Origin of the sequence: Saccharopolyspora gregorii (assembly GCF_024734405.1) — a bacterium.
Lineage (GTDB): Bacteria > Actinomycetota > Actinomycetes > Mycobacteriales > Pseudonocardiaceae > Saccharopolyspora_C > Saccharopolyspora_C gregorii.
Map to the genome: position 1 here is coordinate 6,098,232 of NZ_CP059556.1, position 18,183 is coordinate 6,116,414.

The 18,183-nt window shown below is 73.0% G+C and carries 20 protein-coding genes; 14 read left to right on the top strand and 6 right to left on the bottom strand.

The window, feature by feature from the left end; genetic code table 11:
* Positions 1-27 precede the first annotated feature (27 nt).
* Positions 28-768, bottom strand: coding sequence for a winged helix-turn-helix transcriptional regulator (locus H1226_RS26890; protein ID WP_258344064.1), 741 nt, complete (start codon positions 766-768; stop codon positions 28-30).
* Between the two features lie 194 nt (positions 769-962).
* Here H1226_RS26890 and H1226_RS26895 point away from each other — a divergent pair, with 194 nt between their 5' ends.
* From H1226_RS26895 to H1226_RS26920, 6 genes are all read left to right on the top strand, one after another.
* Complete coding sequence (locus H1226_RS26895) at positions 963-1,727, top strand: alpha/beta hydrolase (RefSeq protein ID WP_258344066.1); 765 nt, start codon at positions 963-965, stop codon at positions 1,725-1,727.
* 123 nt (positions 1,728-1,850) lie between these two features.
* Positions 1,851-2,660: an LmeA family phospholipid-binding protein gene (locus H1226_RS26900; RefSeq protein WP_258344070.1), complete on the top strand. Its 810-nt coding sequence runs from the start codon at positions 1,851-1,853 to the stop codon at positions 2,658-2,660.
* Positions 2,657-3,175, top strand: coding sequence for a TlpA family protein disulfide reductase (locus H1226_RS26905; RefSeq protein ID WP_258344072.1), 519 nt, complete (start codon positions 2,657-2,659; stop codon positions 3,173-3,175). Before H1226_RS26900 ends, H1226_RS26905 begins: the two co-directional genes overlap by 4 nt.
* A 401-nt stretch (positions 3,176-3,576) precedes the next feature.
* Positions 3,577-4,020, top strand: coding sequence for a DUF4395 domain-containing protein (locus H1226_RS26910; RefSeq protein WP_373689994.1), 444 nt, complete (start codon positions 3,577-3,579; stop codon positions 4,018-4,020).
* A gap of 49 nt (positions 4,021-4,069) precedes the next feature.
* A complete protein-coding gene (locus H1226_RS26915) occupies positions 4,070-4,915 on the top strand; it encodes a sulfurtransferase (RefSeq protein ID WP_258344076.1) in 846 nt (281 codons plus the stop codon).
* Position 4,916: 1 nt separating this feature from the next.
* Entirely contained in the window at positions 4,917-5,222 is a 306-nt protein-coding gene (locus H1226_RS26920) for a DUF1416 domain-containing protein (RefSeq protein ID WP_224957997.1), read from the top strand.
* Positions 5,223-5,286: 64 nt separating this feature from the next.
* On the opposite strand, the gene H1226_RS26925 is transcribed toward H1226_RS26920, so the two are convergent.
* Complete coding sequence (locus H1226_RS26925) at positions 5,287-6,033, bottom strand: class I SAM-dependent methyltransferase (protein ID WP_258344087.1); 747 nt, start codon at positions 6,031-6,033, stop codon at positions 5,287-5,289.
* Between the two features lie 251 nt (positions 6,034-6,284).
* On the opposite strand from H1226_RS26925, the gene H1226_RS26930 reads away from it, so the two are divergent.
* Positions 6,285-6,926 carry an FABP family protein gene (locus H1226_RS26930; RefSeq protein WP_258344089.1) on the top strand — a complete coding sequence of 214 codons (642 nt, stop codon included), beginning with the start codon at positions 6,285-6,287 and terminating at the stop codon, positions 6,924-6,926.
* A gap of 56 nt (positions 6,927-6,982) precedes the next feature.
* Here H1226_RS26930 and H1226_RS26935 read toward each other — a convergent pair whose 3' ends face one another.
* A complete protein-coding gene (locus H1226_RS26935; protein WP_258344091.1) occupies positions 6,983-7,831 on the bottom strand; it encodes an aminodeoxychorismate lyase in 849 nt (282 codons plus the stop codon).
* Positions 7,832-8,015: 184 nt separating this feature from the next.
* On the opposite strand from H1226_RS26935, the gene H1226_RS26940 reads away from it, so the two are divergent.
* The 6 genes from H1226_RS26940 to H1226_RS26965 all read left to right on the top strand — a co-directional run bounded on the left by H1226_RS26940 (position 8,016) and on the right by H1226_RS26965 (position 13,021).
* Entirely contained in the window at positions 8,016-8,477 is a 462-nt protein-coding gene (locus tag H1226_RS26940; protein ID WP_224958001.1) for a Fur family transcriptional regulator, read from the top strand.
* Complete coding sequence (gene ygfZ / locus H1226_RS26945) at positions 8,474-9,637, top strand: CAF17-like 4Fe-4S cluster assembly/insertion protein YgfZ (protein ID WP_224978143.1); 1,164 nt, start codon at positions 8,474-8,476, stop codon at positions 9,635-9,637. Before H1226_RS26940 ends, ygfZ begins: the two co-directional genes overlap by 4 nt.
* A gap of 119 nt (positions 9,638-9,756) precedes the next feature.
* The gene (locus H1226_RS26950) at positions 9,757-10,482 is read left to right on the top strand and encodes a 3-keto-5-aminohexanoate cleavage protein (protein ID WP_258344101.1); all 726 of its coding nucleotides are present in this window, start codon (positions 9,757-9,759) and stop codon (positions 10,480-10,482) included.
* 109 nt (positions 10,483-10,591) lie between these two features.
* Positions 10,592-11,152: an RsiG family protein gene (locus H1226_RS26955; protein ID WP_224958004.1), complete on the top strand. Its 561-nt coding sequence runs from the start codon at positions 10,592-10,594 to the stop codon at positions 11,150-11,152.
* Positions 11,149-12,108, top strand: coding sequence for an asparaginase (locus H1226_RS26960; protein ID WP_258344104.1), 960 nt, complete (start codon positions 11,149-11,151; stop codon positions 12,106-12,108). Before H1226_RS26955 ends, H1226_RS26960 begins: the two co-directional genes overlap by 4 nt.
* 121 nt (positions 12,109-12,229) lie before the next feature.
* Positions 12,230-13,021 (top strand): methyltransferase domain-containing protein, encoded by a 792-nt coding sequence (locus tag H1226_RS26965; protein WP_258344108.1) that lies wholly within the window; start codon positions 12,230-12,232, stop codon positions 13,019-13,021.
* A gap of 30 nt (positions 13,022-13,051) precedes the next feature.
* Here the strand turns inward: H1226_RS26965 and H1226_RS26970 are convergent, their stop codons facing one another.
* On the bottom strand, positions 13,052-13,921 hold the full coding sequence (locus H1226_RS26970) for a hypothetical protein (protein ID WP_224958009.1): 870 nt from the start codon (positions 13,919-13,921) through the stop codon (positions 13,052-13,054).
* 255 nt (positions 13,922-14,176) lie between these two features.
* Here H1226_RS26970 and H1226_RS26975 point away from each other — a divergent pair, with 255 nt between their 5' ends.
* Positions 14,177-14,356 (top strand): DUF3073 domain-containing protein, encoded by a 180-nt coding sequence (locus H1226_RS26975; protein WP_224958010.1) that lies wholly within the window; start codon positions 14,177-14,179, stop codon positions 14,354-14,356.
* Positions 14,357-14,935: 579 nt separating this feature from the next.
* On the opposite strand, the gene purM is transcribed toward H1226_RS26975, so the two are convergent.
* Complete coding sequence (gene purM, locus H1226_RS26980; RefSeq protein WP_224958011.1) at positions 14,936-16,045, bottom strand: phosphoribosylformylglycinamidine cyclo-ligase; 1,110 nt, start codon at positions 16,043-16,045, stop codon at positions 14,936-14,938.
* 231 nt (positions 16,046-16,276) lie between these two features.
* Complete coding sequence (gene purF, locus H1226_RS26985) at positions 16,277-17,800, bottom strand: amidophosphoribosyltransferase (protein WP_258349510.1); 1,524 nt, start codon at positions 17,798-17,800, stop codon at positions 16,277-16,279.
* Positions 17,801-18,183 lie beyond the last annotated feature (383 nt).

The following is an 18,183-nucleotide window of genomic DNA, read 5'->3' on the forward strand; positions in this document are numbered from 1 at the left end:
CGGCGGGGGCGGTTCGGCGGTGGCGGCTCAGGAGTGGGCGGCGATGATGGCTTCGGCCGCTTCGACCGCGCCGGAGGTGGCGGGCTGCTGCGGCGGGGCGGAACGGGCGGGGCGGACGAACTTGTAGCCCACGTTGCGCACCGTCCCGATCATCGAGTCGTACTCGGCGCCGAGCTTCGCCCGCAGCCGCCGCACGTGCACGTCGACCGTGCGGGTGCCGCCGAAGAAGTCGTAGCCCCACACCTCCTGCAGCAGCTGCGCGCGGGTGAACACCCGGCCCGCGTGCTGCGCCAGGTACTTGAGCAGCTCGAACTCCTTGTAGGTGAGCTCCAGCGCCCGCCCCTTCAGCCGTGCCGTGTAGGTGGCCTCCTCGATCACGAGGTCGCCGACCGACAGCGAACCGTCCGCGGCGGCGCTCTCCCCGGCCCGGCGGGTGGTGAGCAGCCGCATCCGGGCGTCCACCTCGGCGGGGCCGCTGGTCGGCAGCAGGATGTCGTCCACACCCCACTCGGCGCTGATGGTGACGAGCCCGCCCTCGTTGACGATCGCGATCACCGGAGCGTCCCCGGCGGCGAGGACGCGGCACAGGTCCCTGGCCCCGGCCAGGTCGGTGCGGGCGTCGACGAGCACCACGTCGTGCGTTCCGGCGGACAGGATCGCTCCGGGGTCGGGGGGCAGGACGCGCACCCGGTGCGGCAGCAGCGCCAGTGCGGGCAGTGCGGCTTCGCCGTTCAGATCGCTGGTCAGCAGCAGCAGTTCGGAACTCATGTGGGGGTGCCTCCCGTCCCAGGGCCATCACCGAAGCGGCGGCTCGCGGAGGCCGACCGGACGGCGCGACAGACCGGACGACCCGGCTTCGTTGCCTGTGGATGCCGAGCACAATACCCCTCATGAGCACGAAAACCCCAGGTGAACCGGACGGCATCACATTTGTGAAGGGCCCGCGAACCCGTGTTGCGCCGATGTTTCGGCCGACGCCGATCACGCTCTCGACCTCGGACGGGGTGCGGCTGCGCGGGCAGTACCTGAGCGGCCCGGGCAGCGCCGGAGTGGCGTTCGCGGTCGGGCACGGCTTCACCAACCACGTCCGGAAACCGGCGGTGCGGGCGGTGCTGCGGCGGCTCGCCGAGCACGGGGCGGTGCTCGCCGTGGACTTCCGCGGGCACGGGCGCTCCGGCGGAGCCAGCTCGGTCGGTCCCGCCGAGGTCGCGGACCTGTCGGCGGCGCTGGAGCGGCTCCGCGAGCTCGGGCACCGGCGGGTGGTGAGCGTCGGGTTCTCGCTCGGCGGGGCGATCGCGCTGCGCCAGGCCGCGCTGGCCGAACCGGCGGAGCGGCCGGACGCGATGATCTCGGTGAGCGGGCCCGCGCGCTGGTGGGTGCGGGACACCCCGGCGATGCGGCGGGTGCACTGGCTGCTGGAGCAGCCGCACGGCCGGTGGGCGGCGCGGCTGCTGGGCGTGCGCCTCGGCGAGGAGTGGGCGGAGGTCCCGGCCTCGCCGATCGAACTGGCACCGCTGCTCGCGCCGACCCCGGCGCTGCTGGTGCACGGCACCGACGACCACTACTTCCCGGTGTCCGACGCGGAGGCCCTGCACGCGGCGGTCGGCGGCGAGCTGTGGCTGGAGCGGGGCATGCGGCACGCGGAGAGCGCGACCACCCCGGAGCTGGTGGACCGGATGGCGCGCTGGGCCCGCACCGCCGTCGAGCGGTGCGGCGAGCGCGGCTGAGCGGGCGTTCCGGTGGATGTTGTCCAGGACACCTGTCGGCGTCCGGTGCTCGGGTGCGAAGGTGAACCGCACCGGATCACCCCGACCACGCCATCCGCTCCCGAGAGAAACGGACCGCCCGCGGTGAAGAAGCTCGTCGTCACGCTGCTCCTCGTCCTCGGCCTGCTGGTCGTCGCCGACTACGGCGCGGCGTCGGTCGCCGAGTACCAGGTGTCGCAGCAGGTCCGCGAGCAGCTGGAGCTCGACGAGGACCCGTCGGTGCGGGTGCACGGCTTCCCGTTCCTCACCCAGGCCGTCGCCGGGGACTACCGGGACGTGGAGCTCGCGGCGAAGGCCGTCCGCGTCGGCCAGCTCAGCGAGCTCGGCGTCGAGGCGAACCTGCACCACGCGCGCGTCCCGCTGAGCGACGTCGTCGGGGGCACCGCGAACGAGATCCAGGTGGACGAGCTGGTCGGCCGGGTGAAGCTGAAGGCGTCCGACGTGGGGCGCTTCATCGGCATCACCGACCTGACGATCAACCCGGCGCCGAAGGACGCCCTCGACGAACCGGCGGACGACGCCAACGAGGGTTCCAGCGGCACCGCCGGGACGGGGACGAGCGATCGGAGCCGCGCGAAGGTGGCGCTGGACGGGTCGCTGGACATCGCGGGCAACGACGTGCGGGTGAAGGTGATCGCGGTGCTGTCGCTGCTCAACGGCCAGCTCACCATCGAACCGAAGAAGCTGGACATCGCCGACCAGGCGCTGTCGGACATCCCGCTCGGCGACGTCTTCGAGAAGTCGATCCTGCAGCAGTTCACCACCACCATCGACCCGGGCGTGCTGCCGTTCGAGGTGCGGCCCACCGCGGTGCGGGTGGAGCGCGGCGCGCTGGTCATGGAGGGCACCGCGGAGGACGTGACGATCGGCGCCGGCGGGGTGACCACGGGATGACCGGCTGGATCGTGCTGCTGGTCGTGGTCGCCGCGACGCTCGCGTTCGGCGCCTGGTGGCGTTCCCGCGAAGGCCGGGTGCGGCCGGCGAGCGGGCGGCTCGGGGCGGCGGGCGCGGACCGCGGCGCGACCGCCACCGAGGACGATCGCGGCTCCGGGAAGACCGGCGAGCCCGCGCGCGTTGCACCCGACGTGTCCGACCACCTGCCCGAAGGCCTGCGCACCCGGCTCGGCGACCTCGGCGGAGCCGGGGTGACGCTGCTGCAGCTGTCCACCACGTTCTGCGCGCCGTGCAGGCACACCCGGATCCTGCTGGCCGACCTGGCGCAGCGCACCGAGGGGATGCGGCACGTCGAAGTGGACCTCACCGACCACCCCGAGTGGTCGACGCCGCTGCGGGTGCACCGCACGCCGACGACGCTGGCGCTGGACGCCGCCGGGCGGGAGCTGTTCCGGGTCGGCGGCGTGCCCCGCCGCGACGAGCTCACCGCCGCGCTGCGCCCGCACCTGCCATGATCGCCCGGATGCTGGGAAACCCGGTGGGCGCCGCGTCCGGCGATCTCCGCCACACCGCCCGACGCGTGCCCCGCACCGACGTTGAGCTGCGGGTTCCCGGCCGCGCGTCGATGCGGCGGACCGAGCGGTGCGTCTCACCCAGTGAACGTTCTTCCCGCCGATCGGCCGAGACGGGTAGCCTCCGAGCCGTGCGCGTACTGCTGACCCGACGGCGCGCGGTGGACTTCTGCCGCGTGGGCAGCAGCCTGTGTCCGGAGCGCTGACCGGGCGGTGAACGATGCGCGCGGCGCTCGCGGTGGAACCTTCCCCGCGCAGCAGCCCGCATCCCGCACCGCCGGCCGGGCCGGGCGATCAGCCGGTTCCCGAGCTCCGGTCCACCCTGTCGGTCCAGCCAACGGAGGATGCCCATGCCCGCCACCCTCGACCCGCGCGGAATCCGCTTCACCGCCGCCATCACCAGCGTGATCCTGGCCATCGGCCTGGTCACCGGGAGCTGGCGGGTGCTCGCGGTGCAGACGGTCCTGTTCGCGCTGTGCGCCTTCGTCGGCATGGGCCTGAACCCGTGGGGCGCGGTGTACCGCTCGGCGGTGGCGCCGCGACTGCGCGCCGTCCCGGAGTCGGAGCGGGAGTCGCCGGCGCCGGTGCGCTTCTCGCAGGGGGTCGGGTTCGCGTTCGCGGTGGTCGCCACCGCCGGATACGCCTTGGAGTGGACGACGCTCGGCATGGTCGCCAACGCGCTGGCCTTGGTCGCGGCGCTGCTGAACGCGGCGTTCGGCTACTGCCTGGGCTGCCAGCTGTACCTGGTGCTGCGCCGGTTCGGGCCGGTGAAGCAGGAGGCCCGCTGATGGGCCCGCAACACACGTGCAAGGAACGAGAACGAGAAGGAGTCGCTCGATGAGCCGTGCAGAGGTCCTGGTCTCCACCGATTGGGCCGAACAGAACCTGAACACCGACAAGGTCGTGTTCGCCGAGGTGGACGAGGACACGACCGCCTACGACGGCGGCCACATCCCGGGCGCCATCAAGCTGGACTGGCGCAACGACCTGCAGGATCACGTGCGCCGCGACTTCGTCAGCCGGGAGGGCTTCGAGAAGCTGCTCTCCGCCAAGGGCATCTCGAACGACGACACCGTGATCCTCTACGGCGGCAACAACAACTGGTTCGCCGCCTACGCCTACTGGTACTTCAAGCTCTACGGCCACTCGGACGTGAAGCTGCTCGACGGCGGGCGCAAGAAGTGGGAGCTCGACGGCCGCCAGCTGGTCAAGGACGAGCCGAACCGCGGCGCCACCAGCTACCAGGCGCAGGACCCCGACACCTCGATCCGCGCGTTCCGCGACGAGGTCGTCGACGCGATCGGCACCAAGAACCTGGTGGACGTGCGCTCCCCCGACGAGTTCGCGGGCAAGCTGGTCGCCCCCGCGCACCTGCCGCAGGAGTCGGCGCAGCGCGCCGGGCACATCCCGCAGGCGGTGAACGTCCCGTGGAGCAAGACCGCCAACGAGGACGGCACCTTCAAGTCCGACGAGGACCTCAAGAAGATCTACGCCGAGGCCGGGCTGGACGACTCGAAGGACACCATCGCCTACTGCCGCATCGGGGAGCGCTCCTCGCACAGCTGGTTCGTGCTCCGCGAGCTGCTGGGGCACGCGAACGTGAAGAACTACGACGGTTCCTGGACCGAGTACGGCTCGCTGGTGGGCGTGCCGGTCGCGAACCCGAGCCAACAGGAGGCGTGACATGAGCCTGGACGGATGCGGTGCGCCGCAGCAGGGGGCGACGGCCGTCGCCGAGGACACCGATCAGGTCGTGGTGACCGGCAAGGTGCGCTCCGGCGCGGCTCCGGTCGGCGGGGCGTTCGTGCGACTGCTGGACGCGACCGGGGAGTTCACCGCCGAGGTCGTGTCCTCGGCGGAGGGCGACTTCCGGTTCTACGCGGCTCCCGGGTCGTGGACGGTGCGCGCGCTGCACCGCGACGGCAAGGGCCAGTCGGACGTGTCCGCGTCCGGTCCCGGCGTGCACCCGGTGGACATCGCGGTCGCCTGATCCCGACCGCTCCCGGAGGGCCGGTACCCCGCGCGGGTACCGGCCCTCCGGCGTTCGCGGGGGTTCAGACCTTCGTGGAGCGCAGCAGCGCGAAGGCGCGCTCGTCCCGGTCGGCGCGCGCCGGTTCGGAACCGTCCGCGCAGCCGACGGTGGTGAACTCGACGACCTCCCAGCCGGTGCGCGCGAACAGCCGCTTCAGCCCGGCCTCGGAGAAGATCCAGAAGTTGGTGGCGTCGTCGTTCGCCTCCGCCGGGTCCAGCAGGTACGCCACCGGCTGCTCCCGCAGCGGCGTGCCGTCCGGCGCCTGCCGCGCGACCCGGGTGGACAGGAAGCACAGCTCGGCCCGCTGGGCCAGCGCCTCCAGCACGTAGAACGGGTTCTTCAGGTGGTAGAGCAGCCCCAGGAAGAACACCGCCCCGTAGTGCTGCGCGGGCAGCGCGAACTGCGAGTCCAGGTCGATCTCGTGCACCCGCACCGCGGAGGACAGCTCCTCGACGAGCCGCCGCGCCCCGCGCAGGCCGTTGAAGTTCGTCGGCGGGTTGTCCACCACGTCCACCGAGCAGCCCAGCTCGTGCTCCAGGAAGAACCCGAAGTCGCCGTCGGCGGCACCGATGTCGGCGATCCGGCTGCCCGCGATCCGGTCGAACACCTGCCGCTGCGGGCCGGTGAGCAGCCGGTCCAAGTGGAAGATGTTCGCCATCGTGTCGTACGGGTACCAGTCGAACTCGGCGGGAGCGATCTTCTCCTTGCGCGCGAGCAGCTCCTCGCGGAAGGCCAGCGCGCGTTCGCGCAGCGTGTCGAAATCGGTCATGTCGGCCCGGTTCCCCCCAGTTCTGGCGGTCTGCTGCCTGCGAATCATGCCCGACGCCACACCCCACGCGGTGCGCGCGGTGGTTATCCTTTGCGCGTGGAACTCATACCTTTCCTGCACTACGGCCTCGTCACGCTGCTCGGCATCGCCACGGTGATGGTCCTGTGGTTCGCCGGGTACGTGCTGTACCGGTTGTACAACGACTGACCCGCGGCGGTTCGCCCGCCGGTGGCGCGGGTAATCTCCGAACGATGAGCACGACGTCCAACCAGCCGGAGCCCGGCAGCGGCGACGCGGCCGTGCAGGCCGCCGCGGAGCGCGCCGAGAAGACCCGGTCCCGCAACGTTCCGTCCTTCGACGACCTGCCCGGCGTCGGCGACACCGCGAACCTGCGCGAGGGTCCCGACCTGAACAGCGCGTGCTTGATGCTGCTGCCGCTGGTCGGGGTGTGGCGCGGCGAGGGCGAGGCGTCGCACCCGTCGCTGGACGAGAGCTACCGGTTCCTGCAGCAGGTCACCTTCGCCCACGACGGGCGCCCGTTCCTCTACTACGAGAGCAGGGCGTGGCGGCTCGACGGCGAGGGCGGTTCCGTGGTGGAGCCCGCGTTCCGCGAGGTCGGCTTCTGGCGGCCGCAGCCGGACGACACGATCGAACTGCTGCTGGTGCACAGCTCCGGCGTCTCGGAGATGTTCTTCGGGCAGCCGCGGGGCAAGACGACGTGGGAGCTGTCCACGGACGCGGTGATCCGCACCCCCACCGGCGAGGACGCGACGGCGGCGAGCCGGCTCTACGGCGTCGTCGACGGGTCGCTGGCCTACGTGGAGGAGCGCGCGACCTCGGAGCACGAGCTGCAGCCGCGGCTGTCGGCGAAGCTGGAGCGCATCGTCGGCTGACGTCCCCTCGATCTCGCACGTGCCCCGCGGTGCCGCACCGCGGGGCACGTCGCGTTTCAGTACAGCGATTCGTAGCGGCCGGTGAGCTCCCGGGTCAGCTCCGGATCGACCGCCAGCGGGACCCCGTCGAGCGCGTTCACCGGGGTGATGAGCCGGACGCTGGAGGTCATCCACACGCCGTCCGCGGTGCGCAGCTCCGCCTGGTCGAACGGTTCGACCCGCGTCTCCCAACCGGCCTTCTCGGCGGCGCGGAACAGCGCGCCCTGCGTGGTGCCGGGCAGGATCCCGGTGCTCGGCGGCGGGGTGCGCAGCGTCCGGCCGCGGGCGATGACGACCGCCGACGTGGGGCCTTCGAGCACCGAGCCGTCGGTGGCGGTGAAGATGACCTCGTCGGCGCCGCGGCGTTCCGCTTCGCGCAGCGCGGCCATGTTCGTCGCGTACGACAGCGTCTTCGCCGACAGCAGCAGCCACGGCGCCCGTTCCTTGAGGTCGGACGCGATCCCGCGGTCGAGGGTGACCGCCGAGACGCCGTCCTGGCGCTTGCGCAGCGTGTCGGCGCCGACCGAGGACCCGGTGGCGAAGCCGGTGGGGGTGCCGTCGCCGCCGTCGACGCCGCGGCTGCACACGAGCTTGAGGGCCATCTCGCGCTCGGCGTCCCAGGGCCACGCGTCGATCACCGCTCGGGTGGCGCGCTCCCACACCTCGCGCGGCGGGGCGGGCAGGTCCAGCAGCGCGGCCGAGCGCTCCAGGCGGTCCAGGTGCGGGCCCAGCTCCCGCGGTTCCCGCGCCACCACCAAGATCGTTTCGAAGATTCCGTCGCCGCGGGTGACCGACAGGTCGTCGGCGCGCATCAGCGGCGCCTCCGGATCGGCCAAGGTCCCGTCCAGCAGTGCCAGTACACGCATACCCGCAGCCTAGGCGCCCTGCCGCGGGCCGGTGCCGCGCAGGGGTGGGCCCCGGCGGGCGGGCCCGGTCCCGCGATCAGCGGCGGCACCCGCCGTCCGCGCGAGGGGAGTTCGCGGACGGGCGCCGGGGGTGCGGGGCATACGATCGGAGGCGAGCCGCCGCCTTCGAGCACAGGAGCCAGCAGTGGGTGAGAAGGGATCGCTGCGCACCACACTGCACCGGCACGGCCTGCGGGTCACCCCGCAGCGCCAGCTGGTGCTCGACGCCGTGCGCGAACTGGGGCACGCGACCCCCGAGCAGGTGTGCCGCCAGGTGCGGGACACCGCGCACGCGGTGAACATCACGACGATCTACCGTGCCCTGGACGTGCTGGAGGAGATCGGGTTGGTGCGCCACACCCACCTCGGGCACGGCGCTCCCACGTACTCGGCGGACGAGCACGAGCACGTGCACCTGGTGTGCCACCGGTGCGGGGAGATCGACGAGGTGCCGTGCGACCTGCTCGACGACCTCGCGGAGCTGCTGCGGCGGCGGCGCGGGTTCGAGCTGGACGCCACGCACCTGGCGCTGTCGGGGACGTGCCGCGCGTGCCGCGGCCCCGAGGGCGCCGACCATCCGGAGCGCGCGGTCGAGGAGACACGATGAACTCACCCCTGCTGGAGCTGCCCGGAGCCGTGGCGGCTCCCGAGGAGGCCTCGCTGGACACCTCGCTCGACGTGGGGGTCGCGTGGCACTTCGGCGACCCGTTCGCCGAGCAGCGGTCGGCGACGCGTTCGGCGGTGGTGGTGGACCGCTCGCACCGCCGGATCATCGCGGTGCCCGGCGAGGAGCGGTTGAGCTGGCTGCACCTGGTGCTCTCGCAGCACCTCACCGAGCTGCCGGAGGGCCGGGGCACCGAGGCGCTGGTGCTGGACAGCCAGGGGCGCGTCGACTGCCACCTGCTGCTCGCGCACCACGACGGCGTCGTCTACCTGGACACCGAGGCGGACGCGCAGGCGTCCAGCGCGCTGCCGTCGATGGGCGTGGACGGCAGGCAGCCGCTGCTGGAGTACCTGGAGGCCATGCGGTTCTGGTCGAAGGTCGAACCGCGCGACGCCTCCGACGAGTTCGCGCTGCTGAGCGTGCTGGGGCCGGACGCGGTGGACCTGCTCGGCAAGGCGGGCGTCACCGACGTGCCGACGAAGCCGTACGAGGTGGCCGGGCTCCCCGGTGGCGGGTTCGCGCGGGCGGTGCCGTTCCGCGGGCTGTACACGGTGGACCTGGTGGTGCCGCGCGAGTCGCTGGTGGACTGGTGGACCCGGTTGACCGATGCGGGGGTGCGCCCGGCGGGCACGATGGCCTACGAGTCGCTGCGCGTGGAGGCGCTGCGGCCGCGGGTCGGCGTGGACACCGACGAGCGGGCGATCCCGCACGAGCTGGGCTGGATCCACACGGCCGCGCACGTCGCGAAGGGCTGCTACCGGGGCCAGGAGACGGTGGCGAAGGTGCACAACGTGGGCAAGCCGCCGCGGCGGATGGTGCTGCTGCACCTGGACGGCTCGGTGGAGATCCGCCCGGAGACCGGTGATCCGGTGTGGCACGGCGAGCGCAAGGTGGGCCGGGTCGGTTCGGTGGTGCTGCACCACGAGCTGGGCCCGGTGGCGCTGGCGATGCTGAAGCGGACCGCTCCGGTGGACGTGGAGCTGGTGGCGGGCGATGCCGCGGAGGGCCGGGCGGTGGCCGCCGCGGTCGATCCGGACTCGGTGCCGCCGGACACCGGTGAGCCGCCGGGGCGGATCGCGGCGCAGGGTCTTCGCGGCCGCTGACCCGATGCCCCCGACCGGCGACCACACCGGGTGATGCTGATGGATTCGGGCACCCTGACAGGGGATATTTGACGGATCGGAACAACTGCGCGGCGCCGCCGGTGTGCCAAGATCACCCCATGACACGGTCGCCGGATCCGACGGGCGCGGTCCTCGCCGTCGCCCCGGCGCGGCCGGGCCGCGACGAGTCCGGTTCCGACGTCGTCGCCCGGTTCGCGCGCACCGCGGCGGACTGCGCCCGCGTCGGCGCCGCCGTGCTGGACCTGGCGCCGGTGCCGGGAGTTCCGCTGGCCGAGCCGGTCCGGGCCGTGCGCCGGGCCGGGTTGCTGGCCCGCGTCGCCGCGACTCCCGATGCCACGCCGGCCGAACTGCTGTCGTGCGGTGCGGACGCGCTGTGCGCGCCGCTGGACGCGCCGGCCGAGTTCCTCCGCGAGCTGCGGGTCGGCGTGGCGGAGCGCGGTGCGGCGCTGCACCTCCTGGCCCGCGGCGCGGCGGAGCTGGCGCTGCTGCGGGACGTCCCGGAGCCCGCGCACGTCGTGGTGGTCTTCACTGGTGACGGGCCCGGTGCGGTCGCCGCGTTCGCATCCGCAATGGATCAACTCCCCGCGGGAACCGGCCGCACCGCCGCGGGCGTCGGACCCGCCGGGTTGCCCGTGCTGCTGACCGCGCTGGCCGGTGGTGCGCACGTCCGCATCGGACGCGGCGACACCCCGGACTACGCGCCGGGGACGCCGGCCCGGGACGACGCGCAACTGGTCGCCAGGGCCGCGGGCGTCGCGAAGATCGCGCAGCGGCCGCCGCTGGCGCCGGAGCGCGCCGCCGAACTGCTCGGGATCAAGACGTGATGCGGGAGTACTCGCAGGACATGCACACTGGACGCACCAGCCGCACCGGCCGTCGCGATGCCGCCAGGGCATCGGGTGCCGGTGGGCACGATCGACGGAGGATGGGCACGTGATCGAAGTCCGCCCCGGTGGGCGCCGCCGGATCGACCGGGTCCTGGACCCGGCCTACGCCGACGGGATCGAACAGCGCGAACTGGGCGAGGTCCGCGAACTGCGCGACGAGGCCGCCCAGGAGGAGACCGATCTGTCGTACCTGCGGCGGATGCTGCACGCGCGGATCGACATCGTGCGGGCCGAGCAGCGCAGGCGCACCGAGGACGGCTCCGCTTCGGTCGTGGAGCAGCTGGTGAACATCCTCTCCGATAACGCGGTCGGCCCGGCCACCGGTTCCGGCCGCTACCAGACCACCGAGCCGTCGCGGGCCGAAGCGCACCGCAGGCACGTGGAAGCGCTGGTGTCGGACGTGGACCTGTCGAACGTGACCTCGTTGACCGACGCCAAGCTGGACACCGCGCTGGCGGCCTACACCGGCGAGGAGGACTCGGTCTCGCAGCGGCGCCGCGAGGTGCAGGCCGTGGTGGACCGGTTCAACGGCGAGATCGCCCGCCGCTACCGCGAGGGCGCTGCCTCGGTGGACGATCTGCTGGCCGCGGAGCGGGACCGCCCGTGACCGCTCCCGCCCCGCTCGTCGAGCTGGTGCGCGGCGGGCTGCGCGAGGGGGTCCACTTCGGATCGGTGGTCCTGCTGGACGCCGACGGCACGGTGCTGCGCTCCGCCGGGGACGTGCGGTCACCGATGTTCCCGCGCTCCACGGTGAAGCCCGCGCAGGCGCTGGCGATGCTGCGCGCCGGGCTGGACCTGCCGGACGACGCGGACCTGGCGCTGGGCGCCTCCTCGCACGACGGGGAGCCCGGGCACGTGGAGCGGGCGCTGGCGCTGCTGCGCCGGCACGGCCTGGACGAGGACGCGCTGCGCTGCCCGCCGGACCTGCCGGGCCACGGACCGACCCGCGAGCACCGGCTGGCCGACGGCATCGGCCCGAGCAGGCTCGCGATGAACTGCTCCGGCAAGCACGCGGCGATGCTGGCGACCTGCGTGCAGCGGGGCTGGCCGGTGGAGAGCTACCTGGATCCGGCGCATCCGCTGCAGCGGGGCGTGCGGGAGGTGATCTCCGAGCTGTCCGGCGATCCGATCGACCTGACCACCGTGGACGGTTGCGGAGCGCCGCTGTTCGCGATCTCGTTGCTCGGGCTGGCCAGGGTGTTCCGCGGCGTGGTGACCGCGGGTGGTGACGCCGGCCGGGTGGCGGACGCGATGCGCGCGCACCCGTGGCTGGTGGCGGGCACGGACCGGGACGACACGGCGCTGATGACCGCGGTGCCGGGGCTGCTGTCGAAGATCGGCGCGGAAGGCGTGCTCGCGTTGGCGCTGCCGGACGGCCGCGCGGCCGCGGTGAAGATCAGCGATGGCGCCTCGCGGGCCCGCGGCCCGGTGGCGGTGGCGGTGCTGCGCGCCTTCGGCGTGCGGGTGGCCGGGGACGAGCTGGACCGCATCGCCGAGCAGCCGGTGCTGGGCGGCGGCGAGCAGGTCGGCGTGCTGCGGGCCATCGCGGGCGCCGTGGGCTGAGCAGGAACCTCCCGTCCGCCCGGTGCCTCCTCCGCGGAGGTGCCGGGCGGACTTGTCGTGCGCGCAGCCGCGGACGTAGGCTCATATTCTGGAACTTTGTTCCCAAAATATGGGAGTTGCGATGGCTCAGGACGTCTACACGCACGGGCACCACGAGAGCGTGCTGCGCTCGCACCGCTGGCGGACCGCGGAGAACTCCGCCGCCTACCTGCTCGCCGACCTGACCCCCGGCGCCGCGGTGCTCGACGTCGGCTGCGGACCAGGCACGATCACCCACGACTTCGCCGAGCGCGTCGCCCCCGGCCACGTCACCGGCGTGGACAACGCCGCCGAGATCGTCGAGCAGGCGAGCGCGGGCGCGCCCGCCAACACCGCGTTCCAGGTGGCCGACGTGTACGCGCTGCCGTTCGCCGACGGCTCCTTCGACGTGGTGCACGCGCACCAGGTGCTGCAGCACCTCACCGACCCGGTCGCGGCGCTGCGCGAGATGCGGCGGGTCTGCCGGCCCGGCGGGATCGTCGCCGCCAGGGACGCCGACTACGCGGCGATGACCTGGTATCCGCAGCTGCCCGCGCTCACCGGCTGGCTCGACCTGTACCACCGCGTGGCGCGCGGCAACGACGCCGAACCGGACGCCGGGCGGCGGCTGCTCGGGTGGGCGCGGGAAGCCGGGTTCGGCGAGGTAGACGCCACCGCCTCCGCCTGGTGCTTCGCCACCGCCGAGGAACGCACCTGGTGGGGCGGCCTGTGGGCGGACCGGGTGCGGAACTCGGCCTTCGCCACCCAGGCCGTCGAGCGCGGGCTGGCCACCGGCGCCGAACTGGAGCGGCTGAGCGCGGGCTGGCGCGAGTGGATCGACGCCGACGCGGCCTGGTTCGCCGTCCTCAACGGCGAGATCCGCTGCCACCGCTGAGGATCCCGCGCGGCGGGAGGGCGGCAGCGGTCAGTTGTAGCGCTCGCGGGCGGCGAACTCGGACCAGAAGTCGCGCAGCGCCTCGTAGCGCTCGCCGACCTCCACCGTGTCGCCGGACTCCATCGCGTCGATGATCGCGTGCACGTCCTCCGCCGAGGTGTCGGCGTCCAGGTCGCTGTCGCTCATCATCTGCACCAGGCCGCCGTAGTCCAGCTCCACCGCGGAGTGCGGGTGGAACCGCTCCAGCCAGCGACCGGTCTCGCGCAGGATCTTGGTGGGCCCGCCGTCGCCGATGGAGTCCCGCGCGACGGAGTGCGCCCGCGCCACCCGGCGCCGCGCGTCGGCCATCGCGACCCGCCAGCACACCCGGCGGGTGCCGTCCGAGTTCCCGGCCTCCCGCTCCACCGGGTCCACCAGCACGAACCACGGCAGCGGGACGGTCCAGGTGGACGAGAGCACGTGCACCGCGTTCTCGGCGAGCTCGCTGACCACCGCGCTGGCCTGGCTCTTCGCCTTCTCCACCGGCAGGGACAGCACCGCGGAGCGCAGCGGCAGCTCGGCCGCGCCGAGGAAGCCGACCAGCGCCGCCGCGGACCTGCCGCGCAGGTCCAGCGGGCACACCAGCGGACCGGGGCCGACGGTCGCGGCAGGACCGCTGGGCACGGACTCGGGGTCGAGGGTGAGGACATCACCGGAATGCGCGCCGGTGCCCTCGTCGGGCAGCAGCTTCGGCGGAGCCGACACCTGGGTGCGCAGCCACTGGTCCTGTTCCCTGGTCGCCGCGACGGTCGGTTCCAGCGCTCCCCGCTCCAGGGTCGCGGCCAGCTGCTCGCGCAACGGGGAATCGATCGACGACAAGGGTTCGTACACCCTCAGGTAGGCGACGAACGGTTCAGGCACGCGAGTATCGTGCCATGCGCCCCGATGGTGCCTTCGGCTGCCCGCGTTGGACGGCGAGCCGGGGGCCTCGACGATCGCGGACCGCCGATCCGCGATCTGGGGGGAAGGTCACGCGCGACACGGAGACTCTCCAGGGCACCACGTCGCGTAGAACCGCATCGGCACGGTACGGTAGTTACAGGAAAAGTTGTCGAGATCATGCGGGGTCGCCGTTCCCCTGGCCACCCCGCACACCCTGCGCGAGGGGGTCGAGCCATGGGGCGCGGCCGGGCTAAGGCCAAGCAGACGAAGGTGGCCCGCGAGCTGAAGTACAGCTCCCCCACCATGGACGTCGAGGCATTGCAGCGGGAGCTGTCCACGGAACCGCCTGGCGAATGGTCCGAGGAGGACCGCGACGACACATACGACGACGGGTACGACGACTACCGGCGTTGACGGCACGTGCACACCGGGTGGACGGCTTCAGCTTCGTCCACTCGGTGTTCTGTGTCGCAGGTAGCGTCGTTGCGTTCCCGCAGTCGTTCCGTGGGCGAGAGGCACCAGCTGTGTGGTCCTGTCGAGATCGCCCGGTCGGCGCGCATCCGCTGGATGCGCTCCGTCCGGGCGGAACAGGCCGTGCGGATGTCGGCGAGCGGTGCCGACGGCCTGGTGAGCGCGTGATCGCCGAACACGCCACGAGAACACGAGATGAGTGCGCCGGTCCGCCGGCGCACTTTTTTCGTTCCCGATCGGACTCCGGCGGCCGGGACCAAGGGCCGGACGTGTAGGGGCCGGTGTGCGGGCCGCCTCTCGGCGGATGGCGCTGCAAGGCTCCAGCCGAACGGTATTCCCTGCAGGCTCGTGATGGAGCCCGGGGGCACGCGCACACCGGCCACCCCGTACAACGGGCGGGCCCACTGCGGAATTCCCGGCTCCGCGGACTTTTCCGGGCGATGCCGGGCCGGGCCGGAGCGGGCCCCGGACGCACCGCGGGCCGCGACCGTGGTGCTCGGTCGCGGCCCGCGGGTCAGGTCCTCAGAAGCGGGGGTGGTTGCCCCGGACGACGACGCGCTGGTCCTCGGCGGCGTCCTCCACCGCGGGCTGCTTGGCGACCTCGCCGAGCACCCAGGCGGGCACGTGGCGCGCGGTCAGCACCGCCAGCGCCCGGTCCACGTCCTCGGCGGTGACGACGGCGACCATGCCGACGCCCATGTTGAAGGTCCGCTCCATCTCCTCGGTCTCGACCCGGCCGCGCTGCGCGATGAGGCCGAACACCGGGTCCGGGGTCCAGCTGCCGCGGTCCAGCACCGCGGTGAGGCCCGCGGGCACCACCCGCGCCAGGTTCGCGGCCAGGCCACCACCGGTGACGTGCGCGAAGGTGCGCACCTCGGTCTCGGCGGCCAGCGCCAGGCAGTCCTTCGCGTAGATGCGGGTCGGCTCCAGCAGCTCCTCGCCGAGGGTGCGGCCGAACTCCTCCACGTGGCCGGTCAGCGGCATCCGGGCCAGCTCCAGCAGCACGTGGCGGGCCAGCGAGTAGCCGTTCGAGTGCAGCCCGGACGAGCCCATGCCGATCACCACGTCACCGGGCCGGACCTTGTCCGGGCCGAGCATCCCGCTCGCCTCGACGACGCCGACGCCGGTGGCGGAGATGTCGTACTCGCCGGGCGCCATCATGCCCGGGTGCTCCGCGGTCTCCCCGCCGAGCAGGGCGCAACCGGCCTGCAGGCAGCCTTCGGAGACGCCCTTCACCAGGTCGGCGATCCGCTCCGGCACGACCTTGCCGACGGCGATGTAGTCCTGCAGGAACAGCGGTTCCGCGCCGCACACCACGAGGTCGTCGACGACCATCGCGACCAGGTCGAGGCCGACCGTGTCGTGCTTGTCCATCGCCTGCGCCACGGCGAGCTTGGTGCCGACGCCGTCGGTGGAGGAGGCCAGCACCGGTTCGGTCCACCGGTCCAGCTTCAGCTGGAAGAGGCCGGCGAAGCCCCCGAGCGAGCCCAGCACTTCCGGCCTGCTCGCCCGCTTCGCCCAGGGCAGCATCTGCTGCACGGCTTCGTCGCCTGCCTCGATGCTCACCCCCGCGTTCGCGTAGGTGGCCTTCTCGGCTTCGGCGGATGAGCCTGCGAGCAGGTCTTCGGACACGACTGACTCCACATCTGGTGTGCGTTCAACGTTGGTGGGCTCGCGGTCGGCGGCGCGAGCGCTGTGGGCCATCCCACAACGGCCCTGCCCCTTGCCTACCACAGGCGTACCCGCCGGTACCCGTTCCGTCGCGCGGATTTCCGCTTCCACCCGGCTGCGGGCCACGGACGGACCAGCCCGGCCGGAGGGCGGCACCACGCTACGCGGCGCGCCCGGTGCCGCCGCGGCCGGTCAGGGCCTGCGCAGCGCGTCGGCTCCGCCGTAACCGCTGGACAGGACCGGTTCGGCCGGTCCGGCGACGCCCTTCTCGGAACTGCCCGCCACGCCTTCCAGCAGGTACTTGCCGAGCTGCGCCTCTTCCGGCAGCGGGATCGGGTAGTCCCCGTCGAAGCAGGCCGCGCACAACCGGGTGCGCGGCTGCTCCGTGGCGGTGACCAGCCCGTCCAGCGACACGTAGCCGAGCGAGTCGGCACCGATGGAGCGGCGGATGCCGTCGGCGTCGGTGCCGCTGGCGATGAGCTCCGCACGGGAGGCGAAGTCGATGCCGTAGAAGCACGGCCACTTCACCGGCGGCGAGGCGATCCGGACGTGCACCTCGATCGCCCCGGCCTCGCGCAGCATCCGCACCAGGGCGCGCTGGGTGTTGCCGCGCACGATCGAGTCGTCCACGACCACCAGGCGCTTGCCGCGGATGACCTCGCGCAGCGGGTTCAGCTTCAACCGGATCCCGAGCTGCCGGATGGTCTGCGACGGCTGGATGAAGGTGCGCCCCACGTAGGAGTTCTTCACCAGCCCGTTGCCGTAGTCGATGCCCGAGGCCTGCGCGTAGCCGATCGCCGCGGGCGTGCCGGACTCCGGCACCGGGATGACCAGGTCGGCCTCGACCGGGTGCTCGCGGGCCAGCTTGCGGCCGATCTCCACCCGGGTGCTGTTCACCGAGCGGCCGGAGATCGTGGTGTCCGGACGAGCGAGGTAGACGTACTCGAAGATGCAGCCCTTCGGCTTGGGGTGCGCGAAGTGCTGCGAGCGGAGGCCGTCGGCGTCGATGGCGAGCAGCTCGCCCGGCTCGACCTCGCGGACGAAGGACGCGCCGACGATGTCCAGCGCCGCGGTCTCGCTGGCCACGACCCAGCCGCGCTCCAGCCTGCCCAGCACCAGCGGGCGCACGCCCTGCGGGTCGCGGGCGGCGTACAGCGTCGACTCGTCGGAGAAGACCATGGAGAACGCGCCGGACACGGTGGGGAACAGGTCCATCGCGGCCTGCTCGATGCCCTTGTCCGCGGCGTGCGCGGCGAGCAGCCCGCACACCAGGTCGGAGTCGGTGGTGGCGCGGTCGCACGCGGAGGCCGGGGAGGAGCTGTTCGCGGCCACGGTGTCGACGCCCTCGGCGACGACCCGCTCGCGCAGCTCCGCGGTGTTCACCAGGTTGCCGTTGTGGCCCAGCGCGAGACCGCTGCCGGAGGCGGTGGTGCGGAAGGTCGGCTGGGCGTTCTCCCAGCTCGCGCCGCCCGTCGTGGAGTAGCGGTTGTGCCCTACGGCGACGTGGCCGCGCAGCGAGGCGAGCACCTGCTCGTCGAACACCTGGCTGACCAGGCCCAAGTCCTTGTAGACCAGCACCTGCGAGCCGTCGCCGACGGCGATGCCCGCGGCTTCCTGGCCGCGGTGCTGGAGGGCGAACAGCCCGTAGAAGGTCAGCTTCGCGACCTCCTCGCCGGGAGCCCACACGCCGAAGACCCCGCACTCCTCGTGCGGCACGTCCTGTTCGAACGGATCGGCGGGCGGTTCGGGGGCGCCGCCCGAACCGGGAGCGCTGGAGGTAGCGGGAACACTGCCGTCTGGCCGGTCGAAGACCACCGAGAACTCCCTGGAGGACGGAGTCGGAGTTACGCCTCAGTGTAAACGGGCGTCGAAGGCCGGATGACCGGCCGCCTCCGCGAACCACGACGAGCACCCCCGTTGAGCAGGACTTTCGACGAGGGCGTGCCACCGGTGTGAACCCGGTCATCGCGGTGGCCATCCCCGTCCGCACCCGCCCGCTCACCCGAGGTGGCCGCGCGGGCAGCCCGCGCAGCGGGCGTTGCGCCGACCGGCCCTCGGGCGGCAGCCGATCGGAGCAGCGCCCCCGGCCGTTCGACCCG

Excerpts from the sequence above, each read along its gene's own strand:
- H1226_RS26890 (WP_258344064.1), bottom strand. The coding sequence starts at position 768 with ATGAGTTCCGAACTGCTGCTGCTGACCAGCGATCTGAACGGCGAAGCC.
- H1226_RS26895 (WP_258344066.1), top strand. The coding sequence starts at position 963 with ATGTTTCGGCCGACGCCGATCACGCTCTCGACCTCGGACGGGGTGCGG.
- H1226_RS26905 (WP_258344072.1), top strand. The coding sequence starts at position 2,657 with ATGACCGGCTGGATCGTGCTGCTGGTCGTGGTCGCCGCGACGCTCGCG.
- H1226_RS26910 (WP_373689994.1), top strand. The coding sequence starts at position 3,577 with ATGCCCATGCCCGCCACCCTCGACCCGCGCGGAATCCGCTTCACCGCC.
- H1226_RS26915 (WP_258344076.1), top strand. The coding sequence starts at position 4,070 with ATGAGCCGTGCAGAGGTCCTGGTCTCCACCGATTGGGCCGAACAGAAC.
- H1226_RS26920 (WP_224957997.1), top strand. The coding sequence starts at position 4,917 with ATGAGCCTGGACGGATGCGGTGCGCCGCAGCAGGGGGCGACGGCCGTC.
- H1226_RS26925 (WP_258344087.1), bottom strand. The coding sequence starts at position 6,033 with ATGACCGATTTCGACACGCTGCGCGAACGCGCGCTGGCCTTCCGCGAG.
- H1226_RS26930 (WP_258344089.1), top strand. The coding sequence starts at position 6,285 with ATGAGCACGACGTCCAACCAGCCGGAGCCCGGCAGCGGCGACGCGGCC.
- H1226_RS26935 (WP_258344091.1), bottom strand. The coding sequence starts at position 7,831 with ATGCGTGTACTGGCACTGCTGGACGGGACCTTGGCCGATCCGGAGGCG.
- ygfZ (WP_224978143.1), top strand. The coding sequence starts at position 8,474 with ATGAACTCACCCCTGCTGGAGCTGCCCGGAGCCGTGGCGGCTCCCGAG.
- H1226_RS26950 (WP_258344101.1), top strand. The coding sequence starts at position 9,757 with ATGACACGGTCGCCGGATCCGACGGGCGCGGTCCTCGCCGTCGCCCCG.
- H1226_RS26965 (WP_258344108.1), top strand. The coding sequence starts at position 12,230 with ATGGCTCAGGACGTCTACACGCACGGGCACCACGAGAGCGTGCTGCGC.
- H1226_RS26975 (WP_224958010.1), top strand. The coding sequence starts at position 14,177 with ATGGGGCGCGGCCGGGCTAAGGCCAAGCAGACGAAGGTGGCCCGCGAG.